This window comes from Streptomyces sp. ICC4 (assembly GCF_003287915.1).
In the GTDB taxonomy this organism is placed as follows: domain Bacteria; phylum Actinomycetota; class Actinomycetes; order Streptomycetales; family Streptomycetaceae; genus Streptomyces; species Streptomyces tritrimontium.
On sequence record NZ_CP030286.1, the window covers coordinates 2,985,998 to 3,011,543 of the forward strand.

A 25,546-nucleotide genomic window follows, 5' to 3' on the forward strand; every position below is an offset into this window, starting at 1 on the left:
CGTCAGGAGGGCGTGTGGATCGGTCTCACGCCGCGCACGTGTCGAGCATGGTGGCGAGCATCCGCTTCTCGGGTTCGGTGACGGTCAGGCCGTACGCCGACTTCACGGTCGTCCAGGCGCGACCGTACTGGCACCAGGAAGCCTTCGACGGCGGCTGCCACAGGTCGGGGCTCTGATCGCCCTTCGAGCGGTTCGAGGAGGCGGTCACCGCGAGCAGTTGGGGGTGTGTCAGATCGTTCGCGAAGGCCTTGCGCTTCGCGGCGTCCCAGCCGGCCGCGCCGGAGCGCCAGCCCTCGGCGAGCGGCACCATGTGGTCGATGTCGATCTTCGAGGCCTCGGTGACCACCACATCGTCGTACAGGCTCTTCCAGGTCCCGGACACGGCCTTGCACTCGGAGTCCCGGGTGACGTTCGCGCCGTCCCGCTGCAGGATGACCTCGCGGGTGTCGCACTTGTTCCCCTGCTCCGCCCAGTGCGTGAACTTGTCCCGGCTGTAACCGGACATGGTCCCCGGCGGGGCGACCTTCAGCGCAGCCAGCCGGGTTCGGGCCTCGGCCGTGGTGGCCAAACCGGGCAGCACGTCCCCGGGGGCGGGCTTCCCGTCGTCGGGCGCGGTGGACGAGGAGGGTGGCGCGGAGGTGGCGGTGCCGGGTTTCGGGTCGTCACCGGGGGCCGTCCCGGTTCCGGAACATCCGGCGAGGAGCAGCAGCGACGCGGCCGCCACCACCGCTCCGGACACGCGTGTCTGACGTCCCATTACCCCACCCCGAGCCTGCCGTGCACTGTGTCCCGGGAAGACTACCCAAGCCGGCCCCGGAGGGAACCACGGCTACCGCTGGCCCCTCTTGTACGGGGAAGGGGGCGACGACATGAAGGCGACCACGAAGAGGACGGCCCGGTCCGCGACCGCGCGGACGGCGCCGACCGTGCTCGCGGCACTGCTGTGCGCGGTGCTCGCGGGCTGCGGCACCGTACGGGCGGGGGAGGCGGCGGGGCCCGCCCCCGTCGCGGCGCCGAGCCCGGCGATCTGCGATCTGGACGGGCCGACGGACGGCGGAGCGGGCGTCGGCACGGCGGCCCCTGACATCCCGACGGATGAGGAGACGGGCGCGTACGCGGGCCCGCCCACGGACGAGAACACGGGTGCCTACGCGGGCCCGCCCACGGACGAGGAGACGGGCACGTACGCGGGCCCGCCCACGGACCAGGACACGGGCGTCCCGGACCCGCCGACCGATCAGGACTCCGGCACCCCGGACCCGCCCACGGACGGCACGGCCGCGCCCGGCGGCGGGGGCGGAGCCGTCACCAACGGCGCGGGCCCGTGCGGCGCCGCCGGATGGTTCGACATGACCCGTGACTTCGCCGCCTACTACGGCGAGCACCGCACCGAAGCGGACTGGACCGTCCCCGCCGACGGCATCGGCGCCGTCCGCGTCCGCAAGGTGGGCGGGTCCGGCCTCGCCGAGGTCGCCTTCACCACCGCGGGCAAGGGCAAGAGCAGGGGCGACGACGCGCGCCGGGTGGCACGGGTCTTCGCGGACTGGCGGCGCGAGGTGTACGGGGACAGCGGTACGGTCACCGTCCGCTCGCGCGAGTCCTACCCGGTCGTGGTGACCGACTCCTGGCTGTCTCTTATACAACTCTGACGCTGCCCACGATCTACTCCGTGCTGATCTAGCGCAGTGTTTGCGTGGCTCGGGGGCGCGGAAATGTATAAAAGGGACGGGGACGGCACGCTGCACACGCGGTCGCCGGGGCGGGCGGATTGGCCGGTCGGGCCGGGCTGGCCGGCCGGAGGAGGGGGCCGACCGTCGGCGGGGAGGCCGCGGCCGTCGCGAGGTGGAGGCGGGTGAAGGCCAGGGCCTCGGCGAGGTCGGCCTCGCGCTCGGCGGAGGACATCGCGCGGCGGGTGTTGACCTCGATGACGACGTGTCCGTCGAAGGCCGTGGTGGCGAGCCGCTCCAGCAGTTCGGCGCAGGGCTGGCTGCCGCGGCCGGGCACCAGGTGCTCATCCTTCGCGGAGCCGTTTCCGTCGGCGAGGTGGACGTGCGCGAGGCGGTCGCCCATCCGGTCGATCATCGCGGTCGCGTCGGTGCGGGCGGTCGCGGTGTGGGAGAGGTCGACCGTGAAGTGGCGGTAGTCGTCCTTGGTGACGTCCCACTCGGGCGCGTAGGCGAGCATCTCGCGGTCCCGGTAGCGCCAGGGATACATGTTCTCGACGGCGAACTTGACGTCGGTCTCGTCCGCCATCCGCCAGATGCCGGTGACGAAGTCCCGGGAGTACTGGCGCTGCCAGCGGAACGGGGGGTGCACGACGACCGTGGACGCCCCGAGCTTCTCCGCCGCCGCCTGGGCGCGCTGGAGCTTGGTCCAGGGATCGGTGGACCAGACGCGCTGCGTGATGAGGAGGCAGGGGGCGTGGACGGCCAGGATCGGGACCCCGTGGTGGTCGGAGAGCCGGCGCAGGGCATCGACGTCCTGGCTCACCGGGTCCGTCCAGACCATGACCTCCACGCCGTCGTAGCCGAGGCGCGCGGCGATCTCGAAGGCGGTCGCCGTCGACTCCGGATAGACGGAGGCGGTGGAGAGGGCGACTTTCGCGGTCGGGATCCGGACTGGTTTTGCCACGGGGACAGGGTATCGGGGGCGCGCCCCCCGCATCCCTCAGACCCCGGGCGCCGGGAGGTGGTCCAGGCGGCGCAGGATGACGCCCTCGCGCAGGGCCCACGGGCAGATCTCCAGGGACTCCACGCCCAGCAGGTCCATCGCGCCCTCCGCGACCATCGCGCCCGCCAGGAGCTGCGAGGAGCGCCCCTCGGAGACCCCGGGGAGCGCCGAGCGCTGGTCGGTGGTCATCGCCGCCAGGCGCGGCACCCACTCCTCCAGGGACTTGCGGGTCAGGTCGCGCTGGACGTACAGGCCGTCCCCGGACCGGGCCGCGCCCGCGATGCGGGCCAGCTGCTTGAACGTCTTCGACGTCGCCACCACCCGGTCCGGGGTCCCGAAGCGGCGGAACTCGCCGACGGTCCGCGCGATCTGGGCCCGCACGTGGCGCCGCAGGGCCCGGATCGCGTCCGGTCCCGGCGGGTCGCCCGGCAGCCAGCCCGCCGTCAGCCGGCCGGCGCCCAGCGGGAGGGAGACGGCCGCGTCCGGCTCCTCGTCGATGCCGTACGCGATCTCCAGCGAGCCGCCGCCGATGTCGAGGACCAGGAGCTTGCCCGCCGACCAGCCGAACCAGCGGCGCGCGGCGAGGAAGGTCAGGCGGGCCTCGTCGCCGCCGCTCAGCACGGGGAGGTCGATGCCGGTCTCCACCTTGACCCGGCTCAGGACCTCGTCGGCGTTCGTGGCCTCCCGTACCGCGCTCGTCGCGAAGGGCAGGAGGTCTTCGCAGCCCTTGTCCTCGGCGGCCTGCACGGCACCCCCGATGACGGAAACCAACCGCTCCACGCCCTCCGGCGTCACCGCGCCGTACTCGTCGAGCAGCTCCGCCAGCCTCAGCTCCACCTTGTGCGAGTGCGCCGGGATCGGGCGCGCGCCGGGGTGCGCGTCCACCACCAGCAGATGGATCGTGTTCGAACCCACGTCAAGGACACCGAGTCTCATGGGGGGAGACGCTACTGGGCCGAAGGCGTAGGGATGGAGTAAGGGGCCCTTACGCTTGAGTTTGTGCCAAATACGAAGAAGGCCAACAAGTCCAAGACGAAGCCCGCGAAGCCCCCGAAGGGCGCCCTGACGAAGAAGGGCCTCGTCGCCGACGAGAAGGGGCTCGACTTTCCGCGGGCCTGGGTGGAGTTCCCCGACCCCGCCGACGAGGAGCAGGTGTTCCGCTGCGACCTCACCTGGCTGACCTCCCGCTGGACCTGCATCTTCGGCAGCGGCTGCCAGGGCATCCAGCCCGGCCGGGCGGACGACGGCTGCTGCACGCTCGGCGCGCACTTCTCCGACGAGGACGACGAGAAGCGGGTCGCGGAGCACGTGGCGCGCCTCACGCCGGAGCTGTGGCAGTTCCACGACGTCGGCAGCGAGACCGGGTGGACGCAGTTCGACGACGACGGGGAGAAGCAGACCCGCCGCTGGGACGGCGCCTGCATCTTCCTGAACCGGCCCGGCTTCCCGGCGGGCGCGGGCTGCTCGCTGCACATCCTGGCGGTGAAGGGCGGCCAGGAGCCGCTGGAGACCAAGCCGGACGTGTGCTGGCAGCTGCCGATCCGGCGGACCTACGACTGGATCGACCGGCCCGACGACACGCGCGTGCTGCAGGTGTCGATCGGGGAGTACGACCGGCGCGGCTGGGGTCCGGGCGGTCACGACCTGCACTGGTGGTGCACGTCGGCGACGTCCGCGCACGGAGCCGGCGACCCGGTGTACGTGTCGTACCGGCCCGAGCTGACGGAGCTGATGGGCAAGGAGGCGTACGAGGCGCTCGTCCTGCTCTGCGAGGCGCGGCTCGCCTCGCTGCTCCCGATGGCCCCGCACCCGGCGGACCCGGACCCGGTCCCGCCGGCGTAGGCGGGGCAGGTGGGGCGCCCGGCCGGCCTACGTCGGCCCGCGTCGGCTCACGTCGGCCTACGTCGGCTCACGTCGGGCTCGGCGTCGGGTCCGGACCCGGGCCCGGTGAGGCGGGGCCGTCCGACGGGCCCGGGGTCGGCTGCTGGGTCGGAGTGGGCGTCGGGGTCGGCGTGGAGGTGGGCGTCGGGGTCGGAGTGGGCGACGGGGCCGGGTCGGTCGGGGTGGGCGTCGGGGTCGGCGCCGGGCGGCCCCGGCCCCGGATCGAGATCACCGCGCCGGCCGGGTCCACGCCGACCCGGGCGCTCCAGGCCCCCACGGGCTGGGCTTCGGAGTCCACGGCGATCCGCAGGGTGACCGATTCTCCAGGTGACAGCCGGCCCGAGGTGAGGCTCGCGCGCAGCCACGGGGCGTCGGACCACAGCCGCCAGTCGACCGGTGCGCCGCCCGACGCGGTGAGGGTCAGCAGGGTGGTCGAGCCGCGCGAGGCGGCGGTCGCGGTCAGCCGGCCCGGGGCCCCGGGCCCGCTGGGCGTGGCGGAGGGCGCGCCGCTGCTGATGACCTCGACGGAGACGTCGGGGCCGGCGGAGGGCGGGGCGAAGCCGGGGCCGTCGGTGACGGCGGCCGCGTTGCCCGCGTTCTCGTACGCCGTCAGCGGGCGGCCGTCGGTGCGCGGCGGGAGCTGCGCATCGCTCGCCGAGATGCGGGTGGAGCCGGTGCCGACGGACTCCCCGGTGCTCGGGGCTCCCCGGTAGGCCGCCCACAGGGCCAGCACCGGGGCCGCGACGACGGTGGCGACCACGGTGGTGGTCACGGCGCGGGCGCGCAGCCGGTCGCGGCGGGCCGCGCGGTCCTTGGGGTCCATCGGGAAGCCGGTGCGGTCGAAGCGCGGGCCGGGTCCGCCGCCCCGGCGGCTGCCGGAGCGGACCATCGCGGCGCGGACGGCGGTGCGCGGGGCCGGGACCAGCGGGAGGGCGGCGGTGTCGATGCCGCCCGAGCCGGGCCAGGGCCCGCCGGCGCCGACGCGTTCGGCGACGCGGCGGCAGCGCGGGCAGTCGTCGACGTGCCGGACCAGTTCGGCGCGCAGGGACGAGGACAGCAGGACGTTGAAGTCCCGGCCGTCCCCGCCGCCTTCGCCGTCGTCGCCGGTGAGCCGGGACACGGTCGGGCAGTTGCCGGTCTCCACGACGGCGAGGGCGGCGCGGGTGCGCTCGACCTCGCAGGCGGCGCCGGAGAGCAGCTCGCGGGCGGCGGCCGGGGGCGTGCCGAGGACGGCGGCGAGTTCGGGGACGCCGAGGCGGTGGCGGACGGCGAGTTCGAGGGCCTCGCGCTGCTCGGGGGTGGTGCCGGCGGCCTCCGGCCAGGCGAGGCGGGCGAGCTCGGTGCGGCGGTAGGCGGATACGTCGAGGGTGCCCGTGCGGGCGGGCACGGCGGCGTTCGCGGCGGTGGGCGCGCCGGCGTTCGCGGCGTTCGCGGCGGCGTTCACATCGGCGGCCACCGGGTCCGGCGCACGGCCCGGACCGGTGTGCTCCGGTGTACGCCGGGCGGAGTGCGCTCCGCCGTACCCGTGACGCGTGCGCCGTCGCTCGGCCAGCCGCCGCAGGCAGGCCCAGCGGGCGAGGGCGTAGAGCCACGCGCGCCGGTCCCCCTCGTCGGGGCAGCGGCCCGGATGGCGTTCGGCGACGGCGAGGACATCTCCGAGCACGTCGGTGGCGGTGTCGTGGTCGCACAGGACCGAGAGGCAGTACGTGAACAGGCCGTCCAGGTAGGGCTCGTGCCGGAACGGTGGCGGCTGCTCCACCCTGGTCCCCTCGGGGGGCGTGCGCCCGTGCGCCCGGTGTGCGCCGGTGCGCGGTGCGGGGTGTCCCTGGTTGCTGCTCGTCACTCGGCGACCGTAGGCGGCGCGCCGGTGGCGCTCCGGAAGCCTTCACCACTTTTAGCCCTTACGGGTGAACAGATCGGCTCCGCGCTGACAGCCGCCCTGACGGTGCACGCCACGGCGGCCGGTGGCGGGGCCGCCGACCGGGGCCGGTGGCGGCCGGCAGCGGTGGCCCTCGGCGGTCGGCGGCCGCGGCCGGCGGGGCTGTCGGTGGGGGCGGCTACGGTGGGCCGCATGGCTGCCCGTACATCTCGTTCATCCGCCAAGGACCGGCCGTCCTACCGTTGTACCGAGTGCGGGTACTCCACCGCCAAGTGGCTCGGCCGGTGCCCCGAGTGCCAGGCCTGGGGCACCGTCGAGGAGCTCGGCGGCGCGCCCGCCGTGCGGACCACCGCGGCCGGCCGGGTCACCACGGCCGCCGTGCCGATCGGGCAGGTCGACGTCCGGACGGCGACCGCGCGCAGCACCGGCGTGAGCGAGCTGGACCGGGTGCTGGGCGGCGGCCTCGTACCCGGCGCGGTCGTGCTGCTCGCGGGCGAGCCGGGCGTCGGCAAGTCCACGCTGCTGCTCGACGTCGCGGCGAAGGCGGCCAGCGACGAGCACCGCACGCTGTACGTCACGGGCGAGGAGTCGGCGAGCCAGGTGCGGCTGCGGGCCGACCGGATCAACGCGCTCAGCGACCACCTCTACCTCGCCGCCGAGACCGACCTCTCCGCCGTACTCGGGCACCTCGACGCGGTGAAGCCCTCGCTGCTGATCATGGACTCCGTACAGACCGTGGCCTCGCCCGAGATCGACGGCGCGCCCGGCGGCATGGCGCAGGTCCGGGAGGTGGCCGGCGCGCTGATCCGGGCCTCCAAGGAGCGCGGGATGTCCACCCTGCTCGTCGGCCACGTCACCAAGGACGGGGCGATCGCCGGTCCGCGGCTGCTGGAGCACCTCGTCGATGTGGTCCTGAGCTTCGAGGGCGACCGGCACGCGCGCCTGCGGCTGGTCCGCGGTGTGAAGAACCGGTACGGGACCACGGACGAGGTCGGCTGCTTCGAGCTGACCGACGAGGGGATCAACGGCCTCGCCGATCCGAGCGGGCTGTTCCTGACCCGCCGCGCCGAGGCGGTCCCCGGCACCTGTCTGACGGTGACGCTGGAGGGCAAGCGCCCGCTGGTCGCCGAGGTGCAGGCGCTGACGGTGGACTCGCAGATCCCCTCGCCGCGCCGGACCACCTCCGGACTGGAGACCTCGCGCGTCTCGATGATGCTGGCCGTCCTGGAGCAGCGCGGCCGGATCACGGCGCTCGGCAAGCGGGACATCTACACCGCGACCGTGGGCGGGGTGAAGCTGACCGAGCCGGCCGCCGACCTGGCCGTCGCGCTGGCGCTGGCCTCGGCCGCCAGCGACGTACCGCTCCCGAAGAACCTGGTCGCGATCGGCGAGGTCGGCCTCGCGGGCGAGGTGCGCCGGGTGACGGGCGTGCAGCGGCGGCTCGCGGAGGCGTACCGGCTGGGCTTCACGCACGCGCTGGTGCCGTCGGATCCGGGGAAGGTGCCGGCCGGGATGAAGGTGACGGAGGTCGCCGACATGGGCGACGCGCTGCGGGTCCTGCCGCGCGGGCGGTCGCGTACGCCGGCGAAGGACGCCGACGCCGGTTAGCAAACGGCTCCCCTTCGCAGGTCAGGGGGCCCGGACGGGGTGCCCTTCGGCCCGGCCGGGCCAAGGCACGGCGGGGGCGCGGGCCGCGCCGGTAGACTTTGGCCTGGTCCGCCCGGCCGTACGCAGGCGGTACAAACCCGCGACCGGAGGAGTGCAGTGGCAGCCAAGGACGGGGCAGCAGCATCCGGGAAGTCGGGCGCGAGCTCCAAGCAGGAGGCCATGATGCGTGCCTCGCTGAGCGCGGTCGCACCTGGTCAGCCCCTGCGTGACGGGCTCGAACGGATCGTCCGCGGCAATACCGGAGGCCTCATCGTCCTCGGCATGGACAAGTCCGTCGAGGCGATGTGCACGGGCGGCTTCGTCCTGGACGTGGAGTTCACCGCGACCCGGCTGCGCGAGCTGTGCAAGCTCGACGGCGCGCTGATCCTGGACAAGGACATCACCAAGATCCTGCGGGCGGGCGTCCAGCTGGTGCCGGACGCGTCCATCCACACGGAGGAGACGGGCACCCGGCACCGGACCGCGGACCGCGTCTCGAAGCAGTGCGGATTCCCGGTGGTGTCGGTGTCGCAGTCGATGCGGCTGATCGCGCTGTACGTGGACGGCGAGCGGCGCGTGCTGGAGGAGTCCGGGGCGATCCTGTCGCGGGCGAACCAGGCGCTGGCCACGCTGGAGCGGTACAAGCTCCGCCTGGACGAGGTGGCGGGGACGCTGTCGGCGCTGGAGATCGAGGACCTGGTGACGGTCCGCGATGTCACGGCGGTGGCGCAGCGGCTGGAAATGGTGCGGCGCATCGCGACGGAGATCGCGGAGTACGTGATCGAGCTGGGCACCGACGGCCGACTGCTGTCGCTCCAACTGGACGAGCTGACGGTCGGCATCGAGCAGGAGCGGGAGCTGGTGATCCGCGACTACGTCCCGGAGCCGACGGCGAAGCGTTCCCGCACGGTGGACGAGGCGCTGCCGGCGCTGGACGCGCTGACGCACCCGGAGCTGCTGGAGCTGGCGATCGTGGCGAAGGCCCTGGGGTACACGGGGTCGCCGGAGACGCTGGACTCGGCGGTGTCCCCGCGCGGGTACCGGCTGCTCGCGAAGATTCCCCGGCTGCCCGGGGCGATCATGGAGCGGCTGGTGGAGCACTTCGGCGGGCTGCAGAAGCTGCTGGCCGCCAGTGTGGACGACCTGCAGACGGTGGACGGCGTGGGCGAGGCGCGGGCGCGGAGCGTGCGCGAGGGCCTGTCCCGCCTGGCGGAGTCCTCGATCCTGGAGCGCTACGTCTAGGCGGAGTTGAGGGCCGGCCCGGGGAGCGTCCCGGGCCGGCCGGGGCTCAGTCCTGCTTCAGGACGAAGGACGTGCGCGCCACCGGCATGCCCGGGGACTTGACCTCGACCACGTACGTGTCCGGCGCGGCTGCCCCCGCCGGAGGCGACTGGCACTGGGCGGCCGCGCTGAAGTGCCGGTCCCATTCGAGGGACTGCCTGGTCTCGCCCTGCGAGGGCACGCGGAAGAACGCGTTGCCCGCGCCCGCCGGGCAGTCGGCCGAGGACCAGACCGGCTTGGCATTGCTCGCCTGAGTGATGGTCAGCACCGCCTGCTTCGGGCCGAGATCGACCTTGCACGTGGTGCCCGAGACGTTGCGCGCGATGAGTTCGAGGCGGGGCTTCTCGCTCGCCTCGTACTCGTTCTTCAGGCTCTTGACCTCCCACTGCAGCGCGCCCGGCGCGCACGTGGGCACCGGCGAGTCCGCGGGGACGGCCTGGCCCGCGCCGGAGCCGCCCGCGTCGGTGGAGCCCGGCCCGCCGCCCGGCTCACCGTTCTTGCCCGTGCCGGGGCTCGCGCCGGCGTCGGAGCCGGTACCCGTACCGGCGCCGCCCGAGCCCGACTCGCCGCGCCCGCCCGGGGCCTGACTGATCGCCGGACCCGAGCCGGACGGCCCGGGGGTGATCTGGGTGACGGGATCGGGGCCTTGGCCCTTGCCGTTCGCACCCGGCTTCCCCCCGCCGGAGCTGATGGTCCACACGGCGAGGAGCGCGAGGAGCGCGGCAACGGACGCCAGCACGGCCCTCCGTCGCCAGTAGATGGAGGAGGGGAGCGGCCCGACCGGATTGCGCAGAGATCCCACGGACGGAACTTTACGAGAGTTCGCGGCGCGATCCGTGCCCCACATGCCGCGCACTCGGCTTGTTTTGCCGATGATCATCCTGCGGGGGGAGTCCTGGCGCCCGGAATCAGCCAGGAGGCTGACGATGACGTTATTCCGCTTTGAGTACCGTCGGTCACCATGGACAGCTCCGGCCTCTACCTCGACGTCACCGATTTCGCCCACTCGACCCCCGCCTGGGTGCAGTCGGCCTTCGAGCTCTGGACGGAGTACGGGCTGTTCGCCTTCGGCGCCCTCTTCGTGGCCGTGTGGTGGCGCTCGCGCGGGCAGGGCGACTCCCGCGCCGTCGCCCTGGCCGTCCTCGCGCCGCTCGTCACCGCGCTGGCCTACGTCGCCTCCGAGCTGGTGAAGTCGGCCGTCGACGAGGAGCGCCCCTGCCGGGCCGTGGCCGGGGCGGCGGCCTCGCTGATCCCGTGCCCGGCCACCGGCGACTGGTCGTTCCCCAGCAACCATTCCGTCATAGCGGGCGCCGCCGCCGTCGCCCTGGCCATGGCCCTGCCCCGGCTCGCACTGCTGACCGTGCCCCTGGCCCTGCTCATGGCCTTCTCCCGGGTCTTCGTCGGGGTGCACTACCCGCACGACGTGGCGCTGGGCCTGGTGCTGGGCGCGAGCCTGGCCGCGCTCGCCGTCCTCGCGCTCACCGGTCCCACGGCCGGGGTCGTCGCGGCCGTACGGGCGAGCGGTGTCCGCTCCGCTGTCCTGATCACCGGCCCGGGCCCCACGCGGTAGGCACGAAACGTGCCAGGATGCCGTCTGCCATGACTGCATCCACCACACCCCCCGCCGCGCTGCACGCCCCCGTCATCGCGTGGTTCGACGCGCATGCCCGCGATCTGCCCTGGCGCCGTCCCGAGGCCGGGCCCTGGGGGGTGATGGTCAGCGAGTTCATGCTCCAGCAGACCCCCGTCAACCGGGTCCTTCCGGTCTACGAGCACTGGCTCGCCCGCTGGCCCCGCCCCGCCGACCTGGCCGCCGAGGCCCCCGGCGAGGCCGTACGGGCCTGGGGACGGCTCGGCTACCCGCGCCGGGCCCTGCGCCTGCACGGCGCGGCCGCCGCCATAACGGAACGGCACGGGGGCGACGTACCGCGCGAGCACGCGCAGCTGCTGGCCCTGCCCGGGATCGGCGAGTACACGGCGGCCGCCGTGGCCTCCTTCGCGTACGGGCAGCGGCACGCGGTCCTCGACACGAACGTGCGCCGGGTCTTCGCGCGCACCTCGACCGGGGTCGAGTACCCGCCGAACGCCACGACCGCCGCCGAACGGCGCCTGGCGCGCGCCCTGCTGCCCGAGGACGAGGACACCGCGGCCCGCTGGGCGGCGGCCTCCATGGAGCTCGGGGCGCTGGTGTGCACCGCCAAGAGCCCGGAGTGCGGCCGCTGCCCGGTGGCCGGGCTCTGCGCCTGGCGGCTCGCCGGCAAGCCCGCGCACGAGGGGCCGCCCCGGCGCGGGCAGACGTACGCCGGGACGGACCGGCAGGTGCGCGGCAAGCTCCTCGCGGTGCTCCGGGAGGCGGTCGGCGCGGTGCCGCAGTCCGTCCTCGACACCGTCTGGGACGAGCCCGTGCAGCGGGCCCGCGCCCTGGACGGGCTGGTCTCGGACGGACTGGTGGAGCCGCTGGCCGGGCAGATGTACCGGCTGCCCGCGGGCCCCGCCGCCGGTGCGTCCGCGAGCCCCGCCGCCGGCGCCTCCGCGGACCCCGCCGCAGTGCCCGTACCGGCCCCCTCAAGCTGACTCGCAGATTCCGCTTGGATCGGAGAAACCGCAGCTCACGACCGCTGTTACACAACCTATGGGTGTCCGTGCGCCCACCGAAGGCTCACCCGCACAGGCCCGTGACAACGCCTCCGTACCTTCGAACTCGTAAGGCAGCGGATCAGCGGTTGAACGTCAGCGGAGGCGGTCGGAGATGGCGCACGGCGAGGTACTCGAATTCGAAGAGTACGTACGCACCCGGCAGGACGCGCTGCTGCGCAGCGCCCGCCGCCTGGTGCCGGACCCGACCGACGCCCAGGACCTCCTGCAGACCGCCCTCGTCCGCACCTACGGCCGCTGGGACGGCATCGCCGACAAGTCCCTCGCCGACGCCTACCTGCGCCGCGTCATGATCAACACCCGTACCGAGTGGTGGCGTGCCCGCAAGCTCGAAGAGGTCCCCACCGAGCAGCTCCCCGACGCCTCCGTCGGGGACGGCTCCGACCAGCGCGCCGACCGCGCCCTGCTGATGGACATCCTCAAGGTGCTCGCGCCCAAGCAGCGCAGCGTGGTCGTGCTGCGACACTGGGAGCAGATGAGCACCGAGGAGACGGCCGCGGCGCTCGGCATGTCGGCGGGAACCGTGAAGAGCACCCTGCACCGCGCACTGGCCCGCCTCCGGCAGGAACTGGAGAGCAGGGACCTGGACATGCGCGCGCTGGAACGCGGTGACCACACCATCCGGTACGAGGGGCGTGAGCGGTGCGCGGCCTGAACGGCCCATGTCTGAGCGGCAAGAGCTCAGTGGTACTGATGTCGGCGGGGACGGTCGTCCTCGCCGGCACCGTGCTGTTCGCGGCCGGCTGCACCACCGGGGGTACGGGGCTGCGTGACGGCGGGCCGGCCCGCACCGAGTCGGTGGCCAAGACCTCCCCGCCGTCGTCCGCGCCCTCCGAGGCCGACGGGGGCACCGCCTCCGCCCCGGCTCCCCGTGCGTCCGGCAAGCCGGGCGAGAAGATCGACCCGATCGTGCTGCTCAAGGCGGACCCGAAGGTCAGCGCCGCCGTCAAACGGGACCTGAAACCGTGCTCCGGCAAGGAGTACCCGGTGGACGTGAGCTACGGGAAGGTCACCGGCGGTCCGGCGGTCGACATCGTCGTCAACGTCCTGTCCTGCGCCGACGCCCTGGGCCGCGGCTCGTACGTGTACCGGGCGGACCACGGGAAGTACGAGAATGTCTTCTCGGACGAGCAGCAGCCCGTCTACGCCGAGATCGACCGGGGCGACCTGGTCGTCACGAGGCAGGTCTACGGGAAGAGCGACGCGCTCTCCTATCCTTCGGGCGAGGACCTGATCACGTACCGCTGGGACGGGGAGAGGTTCACCGAGCAGGACCGGGTGCACACCGACTACAGCAACGTGGTGGACGGCGGAGCGGTTCCCGCCCCGGCCGTCAGCCAGAAGAACTGAGTACCGAGGCGAGGCGAAGCTCCCCCATGGCCGATACCCATGTCCTGTTCGTCGAGGACGACGACGTCATCCGTGAGGCCACGACCCTGGCGCTGGAACGCGACGGGTTCGTGGTCACCGCCATGCCCGACGGGCTGTCCGGGCTGGAGTCCTTCCGGGCGAACCGGCCCGACATCGCGCTGCTCGACGTGATGGTGCCCGGCATGGACGGCGTGAGCCTGTGCCGCCGCATCCGCGACGAGTCCACCGTCCCCGTCATCATGCTCTCGGCGCGCGCCGACTCCATCGACGTGGTCCTGGGCCTGGAGGCGGGCGCCGACGACTACGTCACCAAGCCCTTCGACGGCTCCGTCCTCGTCGCCCGGATCCGCGCCGTGCTCCGCCGCTTCGGCCACGCCGGCGGCCCGCGCAACGGCGGCGCCGGGGGCGACGGCGACGCTTCCGACGAGCGCGGGGTGCTGGTCTTCGGCGACCTCGAGGTCGACACGGAGGGCATGGAGGTGCGCAAGGCGGGCGTCTCGGTGGCGCTGACGCCCACCGAGATGCGGCTGCTGCTGGAGTTCTCCACCTCCCCCGGCACGGTGCTCTCGCGCGACCGGCTGCTGGAGCGGGTCTGGGACTACGACTGGGGCGGCGACACCCGTGTCGTGGACGTCCACGTCCAGCGGCTGCGCACCAAGATCGGTCAGGACCGGATCGAGACGGTCCGGGGCTTCGGATACAAGCTGAAGGCATGAGGCGCTTCACCCTCCGTACGGGGATCCGCTGGAAGATCACACTCGCCATCGCCGCCGTGGGCGCCCTCACCGCGGTCGCGCTGAGCCTGGTCGTGCACAGTGCTGCCCGCGTCTCGATGCTGGAGAGCGCCCGCGACGCGGAGCTGGAGCGCGTGCAGTACATCGCCACGCGCAACACCGACATGGGCCGCAAGCCGATCTGGGGCGCCAAGCTCAACGACCCGGAACTGCCCCCGCAGCTGCGGGAGAAGGCCCGCTCGGGGCGGCGCGGCACGTACGTGCAGGAGCGTCCGCACAAGGCGCCGGAGGTGTGGGCCGCCGTGCCGCTCGGCAACAGCCAGGTGCTCTCCCTGCACCATCCCTTCCGGGAGAGCGCCAACATGGTGCGCGACCTGGACCGGGCGCTGGTCGTCGGCTCCCTCGCCGTGGTGATCGGCGGTTCCGCGCTCGGCGTGCTCATCGGCGGGCAGATCTCGCGCCGGCTGCGCAAGGCCGCGGCCGCCGCGCAGCGGGTGGCGCACGGGGATCCCGAGGTACGGGTGCGGGACGCGGTCGGGGGCGTCGTACGCGATGAGACCGACGACCTCGCGCGGGCCGTCGACGCGATGGCGGACGCGCTCCAGCAGCGGCTGGAGGCCGAGCGGCGGGTGACCGCCGACATCGCGCACGAGCTGCGCACCCCGGTGACGGGCCTGCTCACGGCGGCGGAACTGCTGCCTCCGGGCCGGCCGACCGAGCTCGTCCGGGACCGCGCCCAGGCGCTTCGGGCGCTGGTCGAGGACGTGCTGGAGGTGGCCCGGCTGGACAGCGCGTCCGAGCGGGCGGAGCTCCAGGAGGTGGCGCTGGGCGAGTTCGTGAGCCGCCGGGTCACCTCGCTGATGCCGGAGGCGAGCGTACGGATCGTCGCGGACGAGATCGTCAGCACCGATCCGCGCCGCCTGGAGCGGATCCTCGGCAATCTCCTCGCCAACGCCGCGCGGTACGGGCGGGCGCCGGTCCAGGTCGATGTCGAGGGCCGGGTGGTGCGGGTCCGGGACCACGGGCCGGGCTTCCCGGAGGCGCTGCTGCGCGAGGGGCCGAGCCGCTTCCGCACCGGGTCCACGGACCGGGCCGGGGTGGGGCACGGGCTGGGGCTGACCATCGCGGAGGGGCAGGCGCGGGTGCTGGGCGCCCGGCTGACCTTCCGCAACGTGGCGGCGCCGGGCGGCCGCTCCCGCTCGGCCGAGGCGGCGGGCGAGGCGGCGGGCGCGGTGGCGGTGCTGTGGCTGCCGGAGCACGCTCCGACGGCGACGGGGAGCTTCCCGGTCGTGCCCCCGGCGGGCTGATCGGTTCCTTATCGCGACCATCGGCTGTTCGATTGCGGACGCCGATGTTTTAGCATCCGATCCATGACTGACGGTACGGATCGCCCGCACAGCCCCCAGCCCGAGCCCGACGCCCACCACCCCGGAGGCGACGGCCACCCCCAGGGGCAGATACCCGCCGCCGGGTACGGCTATCCGCAGGCCGGGCAGCCCGGAGGCTACGGGTACCCGCCCGCCACGCCCGCTGCGGCCGAGCCCGGCGCCTTCGGCCCGCCGCCCGGCGGCCCCGCGCAGGTGCCCGCCGGCTACGGCTACCCGCAGGCGGGCCCGTACCAGCAGGGTCCGGGCGCCCCGGTGCCCGACGCCTTCCAGGGCCAGGACGGGTTCCAGGGCCAGGACGGCTTCCAGCCCCAGGACGGGTTCCAAGGCCAGGACGGCTTCCGAGGCCAGGACGGCTTCCAGGGCGGGTTCCAGCCGCAGTCCGACGCGCCCGACTGGGGTGCGCTGGCGGACGGGGCCGACCGGGAGCGGCGCAAGAAGCGGCTGTGGGCGATCGGCGGTGGCGTGACCGTACTGGCCCTGCTGGCCGGCGGCGGCGCCTTCCTGCTGCTGGGCGACGACGGCGGCGCCCCCGACGACGCGAAGGCCGACGCCTCCGCCTCGCCCTCCGCCTCGCCCTCGGCGAGCGGGTCCAAGCCGCCGGTGGACAACGGCCCGACCCTGGCGGACGACCCGACGAAGCTGCGCGACCGCACCGCCAAGGCGCACCTGAAGATGGGCGCGGAGGCCTCGACCGTCCCGGTGGACAAGCGGTTCGAGTTCCGCACGACGGGCACCGCGAACTCGTACGCCGAGTCCGAGAAGGCCCTGCTCGACGTGTCCAAGAGCTTCACCGTCACGGCCCGCGTCTCGAACAGCGCCCCCAAGGGGCGGCAGATCGCCGTCAGCCAGGGCAACGAGAAGACGTTCTCGTTCGAGCTGGGCTCGGACGAGGTGAACGGCAAGCCGGCGTGGATCTTCCGGATCCAGACGGACAAGGAGGGGGCGGACGCCACCACCAAGACCGTCGTGGCCGAGGGCCGCAAGATGGACAACACCATGACGGAGCTGACCGGCACCTACAACGACTCGACGAAGATGATCACGCTGTTCGTCGACGGCAAGCAGATCAACGAGACCAAGGTCCCCGGCGTCTACAAGGCCCCCGGGCCGCTGGAACTGGGCCGGACCCGCGCGCAGGACAACTGGGCCGGGGCCTGGAGCGGTGCCATGGACAGCGTGCGGGTCTACCGGATCGCGCTGTCGCCGGAGCAGGTCAACGACCAGAAGCCCGGCAAGATCGACGCCTCGATCAGGCCGGTCGGCTCCTGGATGCTGTTCTGATCGCGCCCGGGCCCGGGCGCGATCAGAGGCACCCGGAGGGTGCGGCAGGGGATCAGACAGTGACGCCGACCGCGCGCAGGAAGCTGACCGGGTTCACGGCCGAGCCGTAGTTCGGGGTGGTGCGGATCTCGAAGTGCAGGTGCGGGCCGCTCGAATTGCCGGTGTTGCCGGACAGGGCGATCTGCGTGTCCTTGGAGACCTTCTGGCCGATCTTGACCTTGATCTTCGAGAGGTGCGCGTACTGCGAGTACGTGTTGTTCGCGTGCTTGATCACGATGGCGTTGCCGTACGCCGGGCCGTCGCCGCCGCCGTTCGGGCCGGCCTTGACCACGGTGCCCGCCGAGACGGCGTCGACCGGGGTGCCGACCGGGACGGCGAAGTCCTGGCCGGAGTGCTTGTGCGACCACATGGTGCCGCCCTTGCCGAAGGTCGCCGAGAGCGTGTACTTCGACAGCGGCTTGTCCCACAGGCCGGCCGGCTTCGCGGCGGCGGCCGCGGCCGCGGCCTGCGCGCCGGCCTGGGCGGCCACCAGCTGGGCGGTGCCGCTCAGGGCGGTCTGGGCCTCGTCGGCGAAGGCGGCGGTCGTCCCGGCCCCGAGAGCCAGGGCCGCACCGAGAGCGGTGGCGCCGACGGCGATACGGGTACGACGGGTGGTGACGCGCTTCGCGGACATGAAGGAGACCTCCGGGGCCGGGGACAAGGACGGTGCTTCGGTACCGGTGCTCCGGCACTTCGGGCAAGAAGCCGCCCGGCACTCCGAGGGGGGCGCCGGGCTTGCTCGACATCCTTGGTAACCCGCGCCCCCGCGCTTCCCCAAACCCCCCGCTTACTAACGGGGCTCGTAGGAGCGGGGAAGGCTGTCCGGCCTGTTGACCGCCCCCGCACTGGGTTCGGGGTGGGGCAAATCGGACGCCCAACTCTACGAATGTTCCTAGTAGGTCCGATTTGCCCTGTGCGGCTTGTCACCGGCGCCGGACCTCTGCGGCCCCCGGCCGGGGCCAAAGCCCTGCGCCCCGTTCCGGCTGGAGCTACGCTCACGCCTCGTGGACGCATCCGTGATGGGGATCCGGCTGGCCTCGGGGGTCGTGACCCCCCTCGTGAAGAAGCTCCTGCGCGGGGAGGGTGCCGGCGCCGACCTCGTGGACCGGCCCGTGCGGATCTCCTCCTACGTCTCCCTGCGCGAGCATCGCACCCTGTCCCGCGACGACCTGCGCGCGCTCGCCGACAAGCTGGTCGACCGCGCCCTGCGGGCCCCCGGCGAGCGGCCGCTGCCGCCGGGCGAGGAGGCGGGCGTCGCGGCCGCGCTGGCCGCCACCCTCCACGCGCTCGGGGACCTCGCCATGGAGGACGTCCAGGCGGTCGAGATGGGCCCGGCCGCCTTCGCCGCCGCACTGCGCCGGGCCGCGCCCGCGACCGGCCTGGGGCGGGACGCCGAGCTCTTCCACGACCGGCTGCTCGAGCTCACCTGCCTGCACGTCCTGCACTTCTTCACCACCCGCTCCACCTACATCCCGCGCGCGCTGGTCGAGCAGGCCCGCCGCCAGGCCGAGCTGATCGCCAAGATGGACGAGCTGCTGTCCCGGACCACCCGCGAGGACGCCAGGGACCCGGGGTTCGAGACCAGGTACCTGGCGTACCTCGCCCAACGGCACAGCAGCCTGACGATCTTCGGCATCGAGCTGCCCCCGGGCTCGGCGCGCTGGCCGCTGGACACGGCGTACGTGAGCCTGGAGGTGGCCTCCCTGCCCCGGCAGCGCGGCGGCGCCGAGGGCCCTGACGCCGGCGCCCCCAGGGCCCGCACCCCCGGCACCGCCGAAGAGGCGCTGGCCCGCGAGCCCCGCGTGCTCCTGCGCGGCGAGGCCGGCTCCGGCAAGACCACGCTGATCCAGCGGCTGACCGTCTCCACCGCCCGGGAGGCGGCCGAGGGCGGCCCCGTCCCGTACGTCCTGCCCCTGCGCAGCCTGACCCGCTACGGGGAGCGGCTGCCCGCCCCCGAGGACTTCCTGGTCGCCACCGCCCTCAAGGGACAGGCCCCCGAGGGGTGGGAGAGCCGGGTCCTGAGCGCGGGACGCGGCCTGATCCTGGTGGACGGCATCGACGAGATCCCGGAGGCCGAGCGGGCCCGCGCCCGCGACTGGCTCTGCGACCTGCTCACCGCCTACCCCGGCAACCGGTGGGTGGTGACCTCCCGCCCCTCGGCCGTCCGGCAGGACTGGCTCGCCGACGAGCAGTTCACCGAGCTGACCCTCGCCCCCATGAACCGGGCCGACGTGGCCGCCTTCGTCACCCGCTGGCACGATGCCGCCGAGGCCGGCGGGGACCTGCGCGAACAGCTGCTGGACTCCCTGCGCACCAAGCCGGAACTGGCCCGGCTCGCCACCAGCCCGCTGCTGTGCGGGCTGATCTGCGCCCTGCACCGCGAGCGCCGGGGCTTCCTGCCGGCGGGCCGCAGGGAGCTGTACACGGCCGCCCTGTCGATGCTGCTGCACGACCGCGACGTGGAGCGGGAGCTGCGCCTGCCCCGGCTGGCGGAGGAGCCCCAGCTCCAGCTCCTGCAGCGGCTCGCGTACTGGCTCATCCGCAACGGCCGCACCGAGATGAGCCGGGACCGGGCCACGGCCCTGATCGCCGACGCGCTGCCCGCCGTACCGGCCGCGCAGGCCCTGGGCGACGCCCCGGCGGTCCTGCGGCGCTTCGTGGAGCGCACCGGCCTGCTGCGGGCCGCTACGGAAGACACCGTCGAGTTCGTCCACCGCACCTTCCAGGACTACCTGGGGGCGCGGGCGGCCCTGGACGAGGGCAGTCTCGGCGTCATCACCCGGCACGCGGAGGACGACCAGTGGGAGGACGTCATCCGCATGGCGGTCGCCCAGGGCCGCCCGCTGGAGCGCGCGGCCATCATCGGCGACCTGCTCGTACGGGGCTCCGACCGGGCCGTGCTGCTGGCCTTCGCGGCCGTGGAGTACGCCGCCGAGCTGGAGCCGGAGCTGCGCGACCGCGTCCGGGCGGCCGCCCGCCGGCTCGTCCCCCCGAAGGACGAGGACGCGGCGCGGGCCCTGGGCCGGATCGGGCCGCTGGTCCTTGACCTGCTGCCCCGCGGTGAGGAGGCCCGGCGCAGCGAGGCCCACCTGTCGGTGATCGCGGCCATGGAGACGGGGTCCGAGACGGCCGTCGGCTTCCTCGCCGGCTACTGCCGCGACCCCGACGAGCGGGTCCGCGAGACGCTGACCCGCGGGTGGCAGCGGTTCGGCACCCCCCACTACGCGGCCGAGGTGCTCGCGCGCATGGACCCGCCGCCCCGCGACCTCGTCATCGGCTCCGACGACGGGCTCGACGCGCTGCGCGGCTTCACCGCCCCGCCCGACCTGTTCATCCGCCACGAGGTGACCCGCGGCGCCCTGGCCCGCTTCCTGGCCCGCCAGCCGGTGTCGGGCCTGACCCTGTGGAGCTTCCAGGGCGGGAGCGACGCGGAGTTCCTGCGCGGCCACACCTCGCTGCGACGGCTCAACATCAACGCCTGGTCCGGACTGCGGGACCTGGCCCCGCTGCACGGACTGCCCCTGGAGGACGTGTCGCTCTACGTGGACAGCACCGTCCCCCTCGGCCCGGCCCTCGCGGCCTGGCCCCGGCTGCGCGCCTTCCAGCTGCACGCGGGGCACGGTCCGTGGTCCTTCGAGGACTTCTCCCCCGAAGCCCGCCCCGAGGTGCTCGAGGTGGACGACGCGGATCCGGACCTGGCCGGCCTGGGGCGGCTCACGAGCCTGCGGCGGCTGTGGCTCGGCCACCCCTGGCGCCCCGGCGGAAAGGCCGCCTGGGCCCAGGTCTCGGCGCTGGGCGACCTGCTGGAGATCGCCGTGCACGCCGAGACGCTGGACGGCCTCGCCGCGTACGCGGACCTGCCCTCGCTCAGGAGCGTCATGGTCTACGACGACGACAAGGAGTGGGACGCGGGCCTGGAGGAGCGGGTGCTGCGCCGCTTCCCGCAGGCGCGGCTGGAGAGCGTGCCGCAGATGTACGACATCTGACGGCGCCCGCGCGCCACGCGAAAAGGGGCGGCCCCGGAACCTTTCGGTCCCGGGGCCGCCCCTTCGTACCGCTTCGCGTTACGCGCCCTTCGACAGGTCCGGGCCGGAGCCCGTGGCCTCGATCGGGGGGAGGTCCGGCAGAGCCGACTTCTCCTCGCCTCGGAAGGTGAACTTGGCTTCCTCGCCCTCACCCTCCTTGCCGACGACCACGATGTGACCGGGGCGCAGCTCGCCGAAGAGGATCTTCTCCGACAGCACGTCCTCGATCTCGCGCTGGATCGTCCGGCGCAGCGGACGGGCACCCAGGATCGGGTCGTAGCCGCGCTTGGCGAGCAGGAGCTTCGCGTCGCCGCTCAGCTCGATGCCCATGTCGCGGTCCTTCAGGCGGTCGTCGACCTTGGCGAGCATGAGGTCGACGATCTGAATGATGTCTTCCTCCGCGAGCTGGTGGAAGACGACCGTGTCGTCGACGCGGTTGAGGAACTCGGGCCGGAAGTGCTGCTTGAGCTCTTCGTTGACCTTCACCTTCATCCGGTCGTATCCGGTCTTGGTGTCTCCCACGGCGGCGAAGCCGAGGTTGAAGCCCTTCGAGATGTCCCGCGTACCCAGGTTGGTCGTCATGATGATGACCGTGTTCTTGAAGTCCACGACCCGGCCCTGGGAGTCGGTCAGACGACCGTCTTCCAGGATCTGGAGAAGGGAATTGAAGATATCCGGGTGCGCCTTCTCGACCTCGTCGAAGAGGACGACGGAGAACGGCTTCCGGCGGACCTTCTCGGTCAGCTGGCCGCCCTCTTCGTAGCCCACGTAGCCGGGGGGCGAACCGAAGAGGCGGGAAACCGTGTGCTTCTCGCTGAACTCCGACATGTCGAGGGAGATCAGCGCGTCCTCGTCGCCGAAGAGGAATTCGGCGAGCGTCTTGGCGAGCTCGGTCTTACCGACACCGGACGGGCCGGCGAAGATGAACGAGCCACCCGGGCGCTTCGGGTCCTTCAGACCCGCACGGGTGCGGCGGATCGCCTGGGAGAGCGCCTTGATGGCGTCCTTCTGGCCGATGACGCGCTTGTGGAGCTCGTCCTCCATGCGGAGCAGACGCGAGGACTCCTCCTCGGTGAGCTTGAAGACGGGAATGCCGGTCGCGGTCGCGAGGACTTCGGCGATGAGCTCGCCGTCGACCTCGGCGACGATGTCCATGTCGCCGGCCTTCCATTCCTTCTCGCGCTTGGCCTTCCCCGCCAGCAGCTGCTTCTCCGAATCACGGAGGGAAGCCGCCTTCTCGAAGTCCTGGGAGTCGATGGCCGACTCCTTGTCGCGACGCACGTTCGCGATCTTCTCGTCGAACTCGCGGAGGTCCGGCGGCGCGGTCATCCGGCGGATGCGCATCCGGGAGCCGGCCTCGTCGATCAGGTCGATCGCCTTGTCCGGGAGGAAGCGGTCCGAGATGTACCGGTCGGCCAGGGTGGCCGCCTGCACGAGGGCCTCGTCCGTGATGGAGACGCGGTGGTGGGCCTCGTAGCGGTCGCGCAGGCCCTTGAGGATCTCGATGGTGTGCTGGAGGGAAGGCTCCGCCACCTGGATCGGCTGGAAGCGGCGCTCGAGAGCGGCGTCCTTCTCAAGGTGCTTGCGGTACTCGTCCAGCGTCGTGGCACCGATGGTCTGGAGCTCGCCACGGGCCAGCATGGGCTTCAGGATGCTGGCGGCGTCGATCGCGCCCTCGGCGGCACCCGCACCCACCAGGGTGTGGAGCTCGTCGATGAACAGGATGATGTCGCCGCGGGTGCGGATCTCCTTGAGCACCTTCTTGAGGCGCTCTTCGAAGTCACCGCGGTAGCGGGAACCGGCCACCAGGGCACCCAGGTCAAGGGTGTAGAGGTGCTTGTCCTTGAGGGTCTCGGGCACCTCGCCCTTGACGATCGCCTGGGCGAGGCCCTCGACGACGGCGGTCTTGCCGACGCCGGGCTCGCCGATGAGGACCGGGTTGTTCTTGGTCCGGCGGGACAGCACCTGCATGACCCGCTCGATCTCCTTCTCGCGCCCGATGACCGGGTCGAGCTTGGATTCGCGAGCGGCCTGCGTCAGGTTGCGGCCGAACTGGTCCAGGACGAGCGAGGTCGAGGGCGTGCCCTCGGCCGGGCCGCCGGCCGTGGCCGACTCCTTGCCTCCGCCGGAGTAGCCGGAGAGCAGCTGGATGACCTGCTGCCGGACTCGGTTGAGATCGGCGCCCAGCTTCACCAGGACCTGGGCGGCGACGCCCTCGCCCTCGCGAATGAGGCCGAGCAGGATGTGCTCGGTGCCGATGTAGTTGTGGCCGAGCTGGAGGGCCTCTCGGAGCGAAAGCTCCAGGACCTTCTTCGCCCGCGGGGTGAAGGGGATGTGGCCGGACGGGGCCTGCTGCCCCTGGCCGATGATCTCCTCAACCTGCTGGCGAACAGCCTCGAGCGAAATCCCGAGGCTCTCCAAGGCCTTAGCGGCGACACCCTCACCCTCGTGGATCAAGCCCAGGAGGATGTGCTCAGTGCCGATGTAGTTGTGGTTGAGCATCCGGGCTTCTTCCTGAGCCAGGACGACAACCCGCCGCGCGCGGTCTGTGAACCTCTCGAACATCGTTTATCGCTCCTCAGAGCGGTCGGGCAGTTCGGGGTCGGTCCCCGCCCTGTCCTTCCGCATGCTAGTCCCGCGGGGCGGGACAGCTCATTCCAACTGCCGACATCCGTCCGCGGCTCACCCTCACGTCCGTGGGAAAACCCGGCTGCAAGTGCCGACAACTGCTCCAACCCGATGGTGCGAGACGATGTTCCCGCAGGCCAGGCAGATACCCGTCACAGGTGTACGCCGATGGCGAACGGAAGCCGGTCCCGGACCGTGCAAATCAGCGTGTCGCCCCGATCCACTAGGAATGTCTTACCCCCTAAGCGCGGACAGTTCACGTCAGTGACGCCCGATCCCTCCGCTACGGGCGAACACGCCTCCGTCCCGAATGTGGGACTCGGCCGCCACGGACGTTTACGTTCCGCATTGACCCGCGTGCGGAACGTCACATCGCGCGTAACCCCGCAGCGATTGGGGAGTTGCTCCGGTCATGGCTCTCACCGCGCCGCCCGCCGCCGTCGTCCCGCTCCCCCGCGCCCCGATCGGGGGGTGCGGATCGGAAGGCGATCCGGTCTCCCCGACCGCCTCCTGGTACGAGCGCGAGCTCGGCTGGACCGTCGTCGGCGGACCGCCCGTCCAGTTGGAGACCGGCCTGCGGTTCGACGTGCTGGAACTGCCGGCCGACGCCGGGACCGCGGTGCTGCGCGGACGCGTCGCCACGGGTCCTGTCGCCGTCATGGGCCGCAGGATGCGGTTCCTGGTGGCCCCGGGGAGCGCCGACGAGCTGGAAGGACTGCTCGCCTGGCTGGAATGGGGCGGGGTCGCCCTGGATCTCGCCGCCCTGGGTACGGGTGGCCGGATCACGGCACCGGTCCCCCCGGGACCCCCCGCCGGGGGTACGGGCGGCGAGGCGGATCCACAGAGGAGCCCCCGGGGAACCGCCGTGTGGCTGCGGCCCCCCGGGCAGGGGTGTGAGGCACTGCTTCCCGCCCTGCCCGCTCCCGGACAGGGCCCGTCCGGGTCCGCGCGCGGACCCGATCTCGTACGCCTGGTCGCGGCGGCGGCGACGGAATGCCACCGGGCCCGCCTGCGCCGGGGTCAGACCTTGCGGTCCTCGAACGCCTGACGGATTTCCGCGGGAACGCGGCCGCGGTCATTCACGCTGTAGCCGTTTTCCTTGGCCCACGCGCGAATGACGGCGGTGTCCGGGTTTCCGGCCGAAGCGGCGACAGCGCGCCCCTTGGTACGGCCGGTCGCGGCGCCGCGGCCACCGGTGCGGCGCCCGCCCTTGGTGTACGGGTCGAGCAGACCGCGGAGCTTTTCAGCGTTGGCGGTGGTGAGGTCGATCTCGTAGGTCTTGCCATCCAGAGCGAACGTCACCGTCTCGTCCGCCTCGCCGCCGTCGAGGTCGTCGACAAGAAGGACCTGAACCTTCTGTGCCACCGGGATTTCCTTTCATCGAAAAGCAGTACGCGGAAAGGAAACCGCTTTTGCCTGGAAAACACAAACCCCCGGTGAGAGGTTCGGGTCCGCAACGGGTAGGGAAACGTGCGCGATTCGGACATAGGCCACACGCACCGTGGTCCCGGGAAATCCCGCTGTGATCGATCAGAGGTGCAGAAGCATCCGGCTGTTGCCCAAGGTGTTCGGCTTCACTCGTTCGAGACCGAGGAACTCGGCGACACCCTCGTCATAGGAACGCAGCAGCTCCATGTACACATCGGTCTCGACCGGGGTCTCGCCGATCTCGACGAAGCCGTGCTTCGCGAAGAAGTCCACTTCGAAGGTCAGGCAGAAAACCCGGCTCACCCCGACCAGGCGGGCCGTCCGCAACAACTGGTCGAGCACGAGATGGCCGACTCCGGCGCCCTTCAACTCTCGGTCGACGGCGAGAGTGCGGACTTCGGCCAGGTCTTCCCACATCACGTGGAGCGCCCCGCAGCCGACCACCTGGCCGTCGGTGTCGCGTTCGGCGACCCAGAACTCCTGGATGTCCTCGTAAAGGACGACCGGCGCTTTGTCGAGCAGGATGCGCTGCTGCACGTACTGGTCGAGCAGGCGGCGCAGCGCGGGAACATCACCGGTGCGCGCTCGGCGGATCGTCACTGTTTTTGCATCTGCAGCGGAAAACTCACCCATGCCCGG

At 72.7% G+C, this 25,546-nt stretch carries 22 protein-coding genes; 13 read left to right on the forward strand and 9 right to left on the reverse strand.

What is annotated here, in order from left to right; translation table 11 throughout:
• Positions 1-25: 25 nt before the first annotated feature.
• Positions 26-757: an HNH endonuclease family protein gene (locus tag DRB89_RS13905; protein WP_239516123.1), complete on the reverse strand. Its 732-nt coding sequence runs from the start codon at positions 755-757 to the stop codon at positions 26-28.
• 112 nt (positions 758-869) lie between these two features.
• Here DRB89_RS13905 and DRB89_RS13910 point away from each other — a divergent pair, with 112 nt between their 5' ends.
• Complete coding sequence (locus DRB89_RS13910) at positions 870-1,649, forward strand: hypothetical protein (protein ID WP_112463294.1); 780 nt, start codon at positions 870-872, stop codon at positions 1,647-1,649.
• Between the two features lie 28 nt (positions 1,650-1,677).
• Here the strand turns inward: DRB89_RS13910 and DRB89_RS13915 are convergent, their stop codons facing one another.
• Together DRB89_RS13915 and DRB89_RS13920 are read right to left on the reverse strand one after the other, a co-directional pair.
• Complete coding sequence (locus DRB89_RS13915; protein ID WP_239516124.1) at positions 1,678-2,664, reverse strand: sugar phosphate isomerase/epimerase; 987 nt, start codon at positions 2,662-2,664, stop codon at positions 1,678-1,680.
• Between the two features lie 3 nt (positions 2,665-2,667).
• The gene (locus DRB89_RS13920) at positions 2,668-3,606 is read right to left on the reverse strand and encodes a Ppx/GppA phosphatase family protein (RefSeq protein ID WP_112452958.1); all 939 of its coding nucleotides are present in this window, start codon (positions 3,604-3,606) and stop codon (positions 2,668-2,670) included.
• A gap of 63 nt (positions 3,607-3,669) precedes the next feature.
• Here DRB89_RS13920 and DRB89_RS13925 point away from each other — a divergent pair, with 63 nt between their 5' ends.
• Positions 3,670-4,512, forward strand: coding sequence for a hypothetical protein (locus DRB89_RS13925; RefSeq protein WP_112452959.1), 843 nt, complete (start codon positions 3,670-3,672; stop codon positions 4,510-4,512).
• 67 nt (positions 4,513-4,579) lie between these two features.
• Here DRB89_RS13925 and DRB89_RS13930 read toward each other — a convergent pair whose 3' ends face one another.
• Positions 4,580-6,394 carry a sigma-70 family RNA polymerase sigma factor gene (locus DRB89_RS13930; RefSeq protein ID WP_112463295.1) on the reverse strand — a complete coding sequence of 605 codons (1,815 nt, stop codon included), beginning with the start codon at positions 6,392-6,394 and terminating at the stop codon, positions 4,580-4,582.
• Positions 6,395-6,622: 228 nt separating this feature from the next.
• On the opposite strand from DRB89_RS13930, the gene radA reads away from it, so the two are divergent.
• Both radA and disA read left to right on the forward strand, forming a co-directional pair.
• Positions 6,623-8,038, forward strand: a complete 1,416-nt coding sequence (radA, locus tag DRB89_RS13935) for a DNA repair protein RadA (protein WP_112448624.1) — start codon at positions 6,623-6,625, stop codon at positions 8,036-8,038.
• Positions 8,039-8,194: 156 nt separating this feature from the next.
• Positions 8,195-9,319: a DNA integrity scanning diadenylate cyclase DisA gene (disA, locus tag DRB89_RS13940; protein WP_112448623.1), complete on the forward strand. Its 1,125-nt coding sequence runs from the start codon at positions 8,195-8,197 to the stop codon at positions 9,317-9,319.
• A 46-nt stretch (positions 9,320-9,365) separates the two neighbouring features.
• Here the strand turns inward: disA and DRB89_RS13945 are convergent, their stop codons facing one another.
• Complete coding sequence (locus DRB89_RS13945) at positions 9,366-10,097, reverse strand: hypothetical protein (RefSeq protein WP_343234823.1); 732 nt, start codon at positions 10,095-10,097, stop codon at positions 9,366-9,368.
• A 222-nt stretch (positions 10,098-10,319) separates the two neighbouring features.
• Between DRB89_RS13945 and DRB89_RS13950 the strand changes: the two genes are divergently transcribed.
• From DRB89_RS13950 to DRB89_RS45960, 7 genes are all read left to right on the forward strand, one after another.
• Positions 10,320-10,928 carry a phosphatase PAP2 family protein gene (locus DRB89_RS13950; protein ID WP_112448621.1) on the forward strand — a complete coding sequence of 203 codons (609 nt, stop codon included), beginning with the start codon at positions 10,320-10,322 and terminating at the stop codon, positions 10,926-10,928.
• A gap of 17 nt (positions 10,929-10,945) precedes the next feature.
• Positions 10,946-11,932: an A/G-specific adenine glycosylase gene (locus DRB89_RS13955; RefSeq protein ID WP_239516125.1), complete on the forward strand. Its 987-nt coding sequence runs from the start codon at positions 10,946-10,948 to the stop codon at positions 11,930-11,932.
• Between the two features lie 175 nt (positions 11,933-12,107).
• The gene (locus DRB89_RS13960; RefSeq protein ID WP_112448620.1) at positions 12,108-12,668 is read left to right on the forward strand and encodes a SigE family RNA polymerase sigma factor; all 561 of its coding nucleotides are present in this window, start codon (positions 12,108-12,110) and stop codon (positions 12,666-12,668) included.
• Between the two features lie 38 nt (positions 12,669-12,706).
• The gene (locus DRB89_RS13965) at positions 12,707-13,363 is read left to right on the forward strand and encodes a hypothetical protein (RefSeq protein WP_112453390.1); all 657 of its coding nucleotides are present in this window, start codon (positions 12,707-12,709) and stop codon (positions 13,361-13,363) included.
• A gap of 26 nt (positions 13,364-13,389) precedes the next feature.
• Positions 13,390-14,100: a two-component system response regulator CseB gene (gene cseB, locus DRB89_RS13970; protein WP_112448619.1), complete on the forward strand. Its 711-nt coding sequence runs from the start codon at positions 13,390-13,392 to the stop codon at positions 14,098-14,100.
• A complete protein-coding gene (gene cseC, locus DRB89_RS13975; RefSeq protein WP_112448618.1) occupies positions 14,097-15,425 on the forward strand; it encodes a two-component system sensor histidine kinase CseC in 1,329 nt (442 codons plus the stop codon). Before cseB ends, cseC begins: the two co-directional genes overlap by 4 nt.
• Before the next feature lie 63 nt (positions 15,426-15,488).
• The gene (locus DRB89_RS45960) at positions 15,489-16,787 is read left to right on the forward strand and encodes a LamG domain-containing protein (protein WP_112448617.1); all 1,299 of its coding nucleotides are present in this window, start codon (positions 15,489-15,491) and stop codon (positions 16,785-16,787) included.
• A 52-nt stretch (positions 16,788-16,839) separates the two neighbouring features.
• Here DRB89_RS45960 and DRB89_RS13985 read toward each other — a convergent pair whose 3' ends face one another.
• Positions 16,840-17,460 carry a M23 family metallopeptidase gene (locus DRB89_RS13985; protein WP_112453389.1) on the reverse strand — a complete coding sequence of 207 codons (621 nt, stop codon included), beginning with the start codon at positions 17,458-17,460 and terminating at the stop codon, positions 16,840-16,842.
• A gap of 370 nt (positions 17,461-17,830) precedes the next feature.
• Here DRB89_RS13985 and DRB89_RS13990 point away from each other — a divergent pair, with 370 nt between their 5' ends.
• Complete coding sequence (locus DRB89_RS13990) at positions 17,831-20,812, forward strand: NACHT domain-containing protein (protein WP_239516126.1); 2,982 nt, start codon at positions 17,831-17,833, stop codon at positions 20,810-20,812.
• A 78-nt stretch (positions 20,813-20,890) separates the two neighbouring features.
• On the opposite strand, the gene DRB89_RS13995 is transcribed toward DRB89_RS13990, so the two are convergent.
• Positions 20,891-23,416, reverse strand: a complete 2,526-nt coding sequence (locus DRB89_RS13995; protein WP_112448616.1) for an ATP-dependent Clp protease ATP-binding subunit — start codon at positions 23,414-23,416, stop codon at positions 20,891-20,893.
• A gap of 475 nt (positions 23,417-23,891) precedes the next feature.
• Between DRB89_RS13995 and DRB89_RS14005 the strand changes: the two genes are divergently transcribed.
• Complete coding sequence (locus DRB89_RS14005) at positions 23,892-24,527, forward strand: SCO3374 family protein (RefSeq protein ID WP_239516127.1); 636 nt, start codon at positions 23,892-23,894, stop codon at positions 24,525-24,527.
• Here DRB89_RS14005 and DRB89_RS14010 read toward each other — a convergent pair.
• Together DRB89_RS14010 and DRB89_RS14015 are read right to left on the reverse strand one after the other, a co-directional pair.
• Positions 24,500-24,844, reverse strand: coding sequence for an Lsr2 family protein (locus DRB89_RS14010; protein ID WP_112448615.1), 345 nt, complete (start codon positions 24,842-24,844; stop codon positions 24,500-24,502). The genes DRB89_RS14005 and DRB89_RS14010 overlap by 28 nt on opposite strands.
• A 165-nt stretch (positions 24,845-25,009) precedes the next feature.
• Positions 25,010-25,540, reverse strand: a complete 531-nt coding sequence (locus DRB89_RS14015; RefSeq protein ID WP_112448614.1) for an amino-acid N-acetyltransferase — start codon at positions 25,538-25,540, stop codon at positions 25,010-25,012.
• Positions 25,541-25,546 lie beyond the last annotated feature (6 nt).

Coding starts and splice junctions, on each gene's coding strand:
- DRB89_RS13905 (WP_239516123.1), bottom strand. CDS start 757: ATGGGACGTCAGACACGCGTGTCCGGAGCGGTGGTGGCGGCCGCGTCG.
- DRB89_RS13910 (WP_112463294.1), top strand. CDS start 870: ATGAAGGCGACCACGAAGAGGACGGCCCGGTCCGCGACCGCGCGGACG.
- DRB89_RS13915 (WP_239516124.1), bottom strand. CDS start 2,664: ATGCGGGGGGCGCGCCCCCGATACCCTGTCCCCGTGGCAAAACCAGTC.
- DRB89_RS13920 (WP_112452958.1), bottom strand. CDS start 3,606: ATGAGACTCGGTGTCCTTGACGTGGGTTCGAACACGATCCATCTGCTG.
- radA (WP_112448624.1), top strand. CDS start 6,623: ATGGCTGCCCGTACATCTCGTTCATCCGCCAAGGACCGGCCGTCCTAC.
- DRB89_RS13950 (WP_112448621.1), top strand. CDS start 10,320: ATGGACAGCTCCGGCCTCTACCTCGACGTCACCGATTTCGCCCACTCG.
- DRB89_RS13955 (WP_239516125.1), top strand. CDS start 10,946: ATGCCGTCTGCCATGACTGCATCCACCACACCCCCCGCCGCGCTGCAC.
- DRB89_RS13960 (WP_112448620.1), top strand. CDS start 12,108: ATGGCGCACGGCGAGGTACTCGAATTCGAAGAGTACGTACGCACCCGG.
- DRB89_RS13965 (WP_112453390.1), top strand. CDS start 12,707: ATGTCGGCGGGGACGGTCGTCCTCGCCGGCACCGTGCTGTTCGCGGCC.
- cseB (WP_112448619.1), top strand. CDS start 13,390: ATGGCCGATACCCATGTCCTGTTCGTCGAGGACGACGACGTCATCCGT.
- cseC (WP_112448618.1), top strand. CDS start 14,097: ATGAGGCGCTTCACCCTCCGTACGGGGATCCGCTGGAAGATCACACTC.
- DRB89_RS45960 (WP_112448617.1), top strand. CDS start 15,489: ATGACTGACGGTACGGATCGCCCGCACAGCCCCCAGCCCGAGCCCGAC.
- DRB89_RS13985 (WP_112453389.1), bottom strand. CDS start 17,460: ATGTCCGCGAAGCGCGTCACCACCCGTCGTACCCGTATCGCCGTCGGC.
- DRB89_RS13995 (WP_112448616.1), bottom strand. CDS start 23,416: ATGTTCGAGAGGTTCACAGACCGCGCGCGGCGGGTTGTCGTCCTGGCT.
- DRB89_RS14005 (WP_239516127.1), top strand. CDS start 23,892: ATGGCTCTCACCGCGCCGCCCGCCGCCGTCGTCCCGCTCCCCCGCGCC.
- DRB89_RS14015 (WP_112448614.1), bottom strand. CDS start 25,540: ATGGGTGAGTTTTCCGCTGCAGATGCAAAAACAGTGACGATCCGCCGA.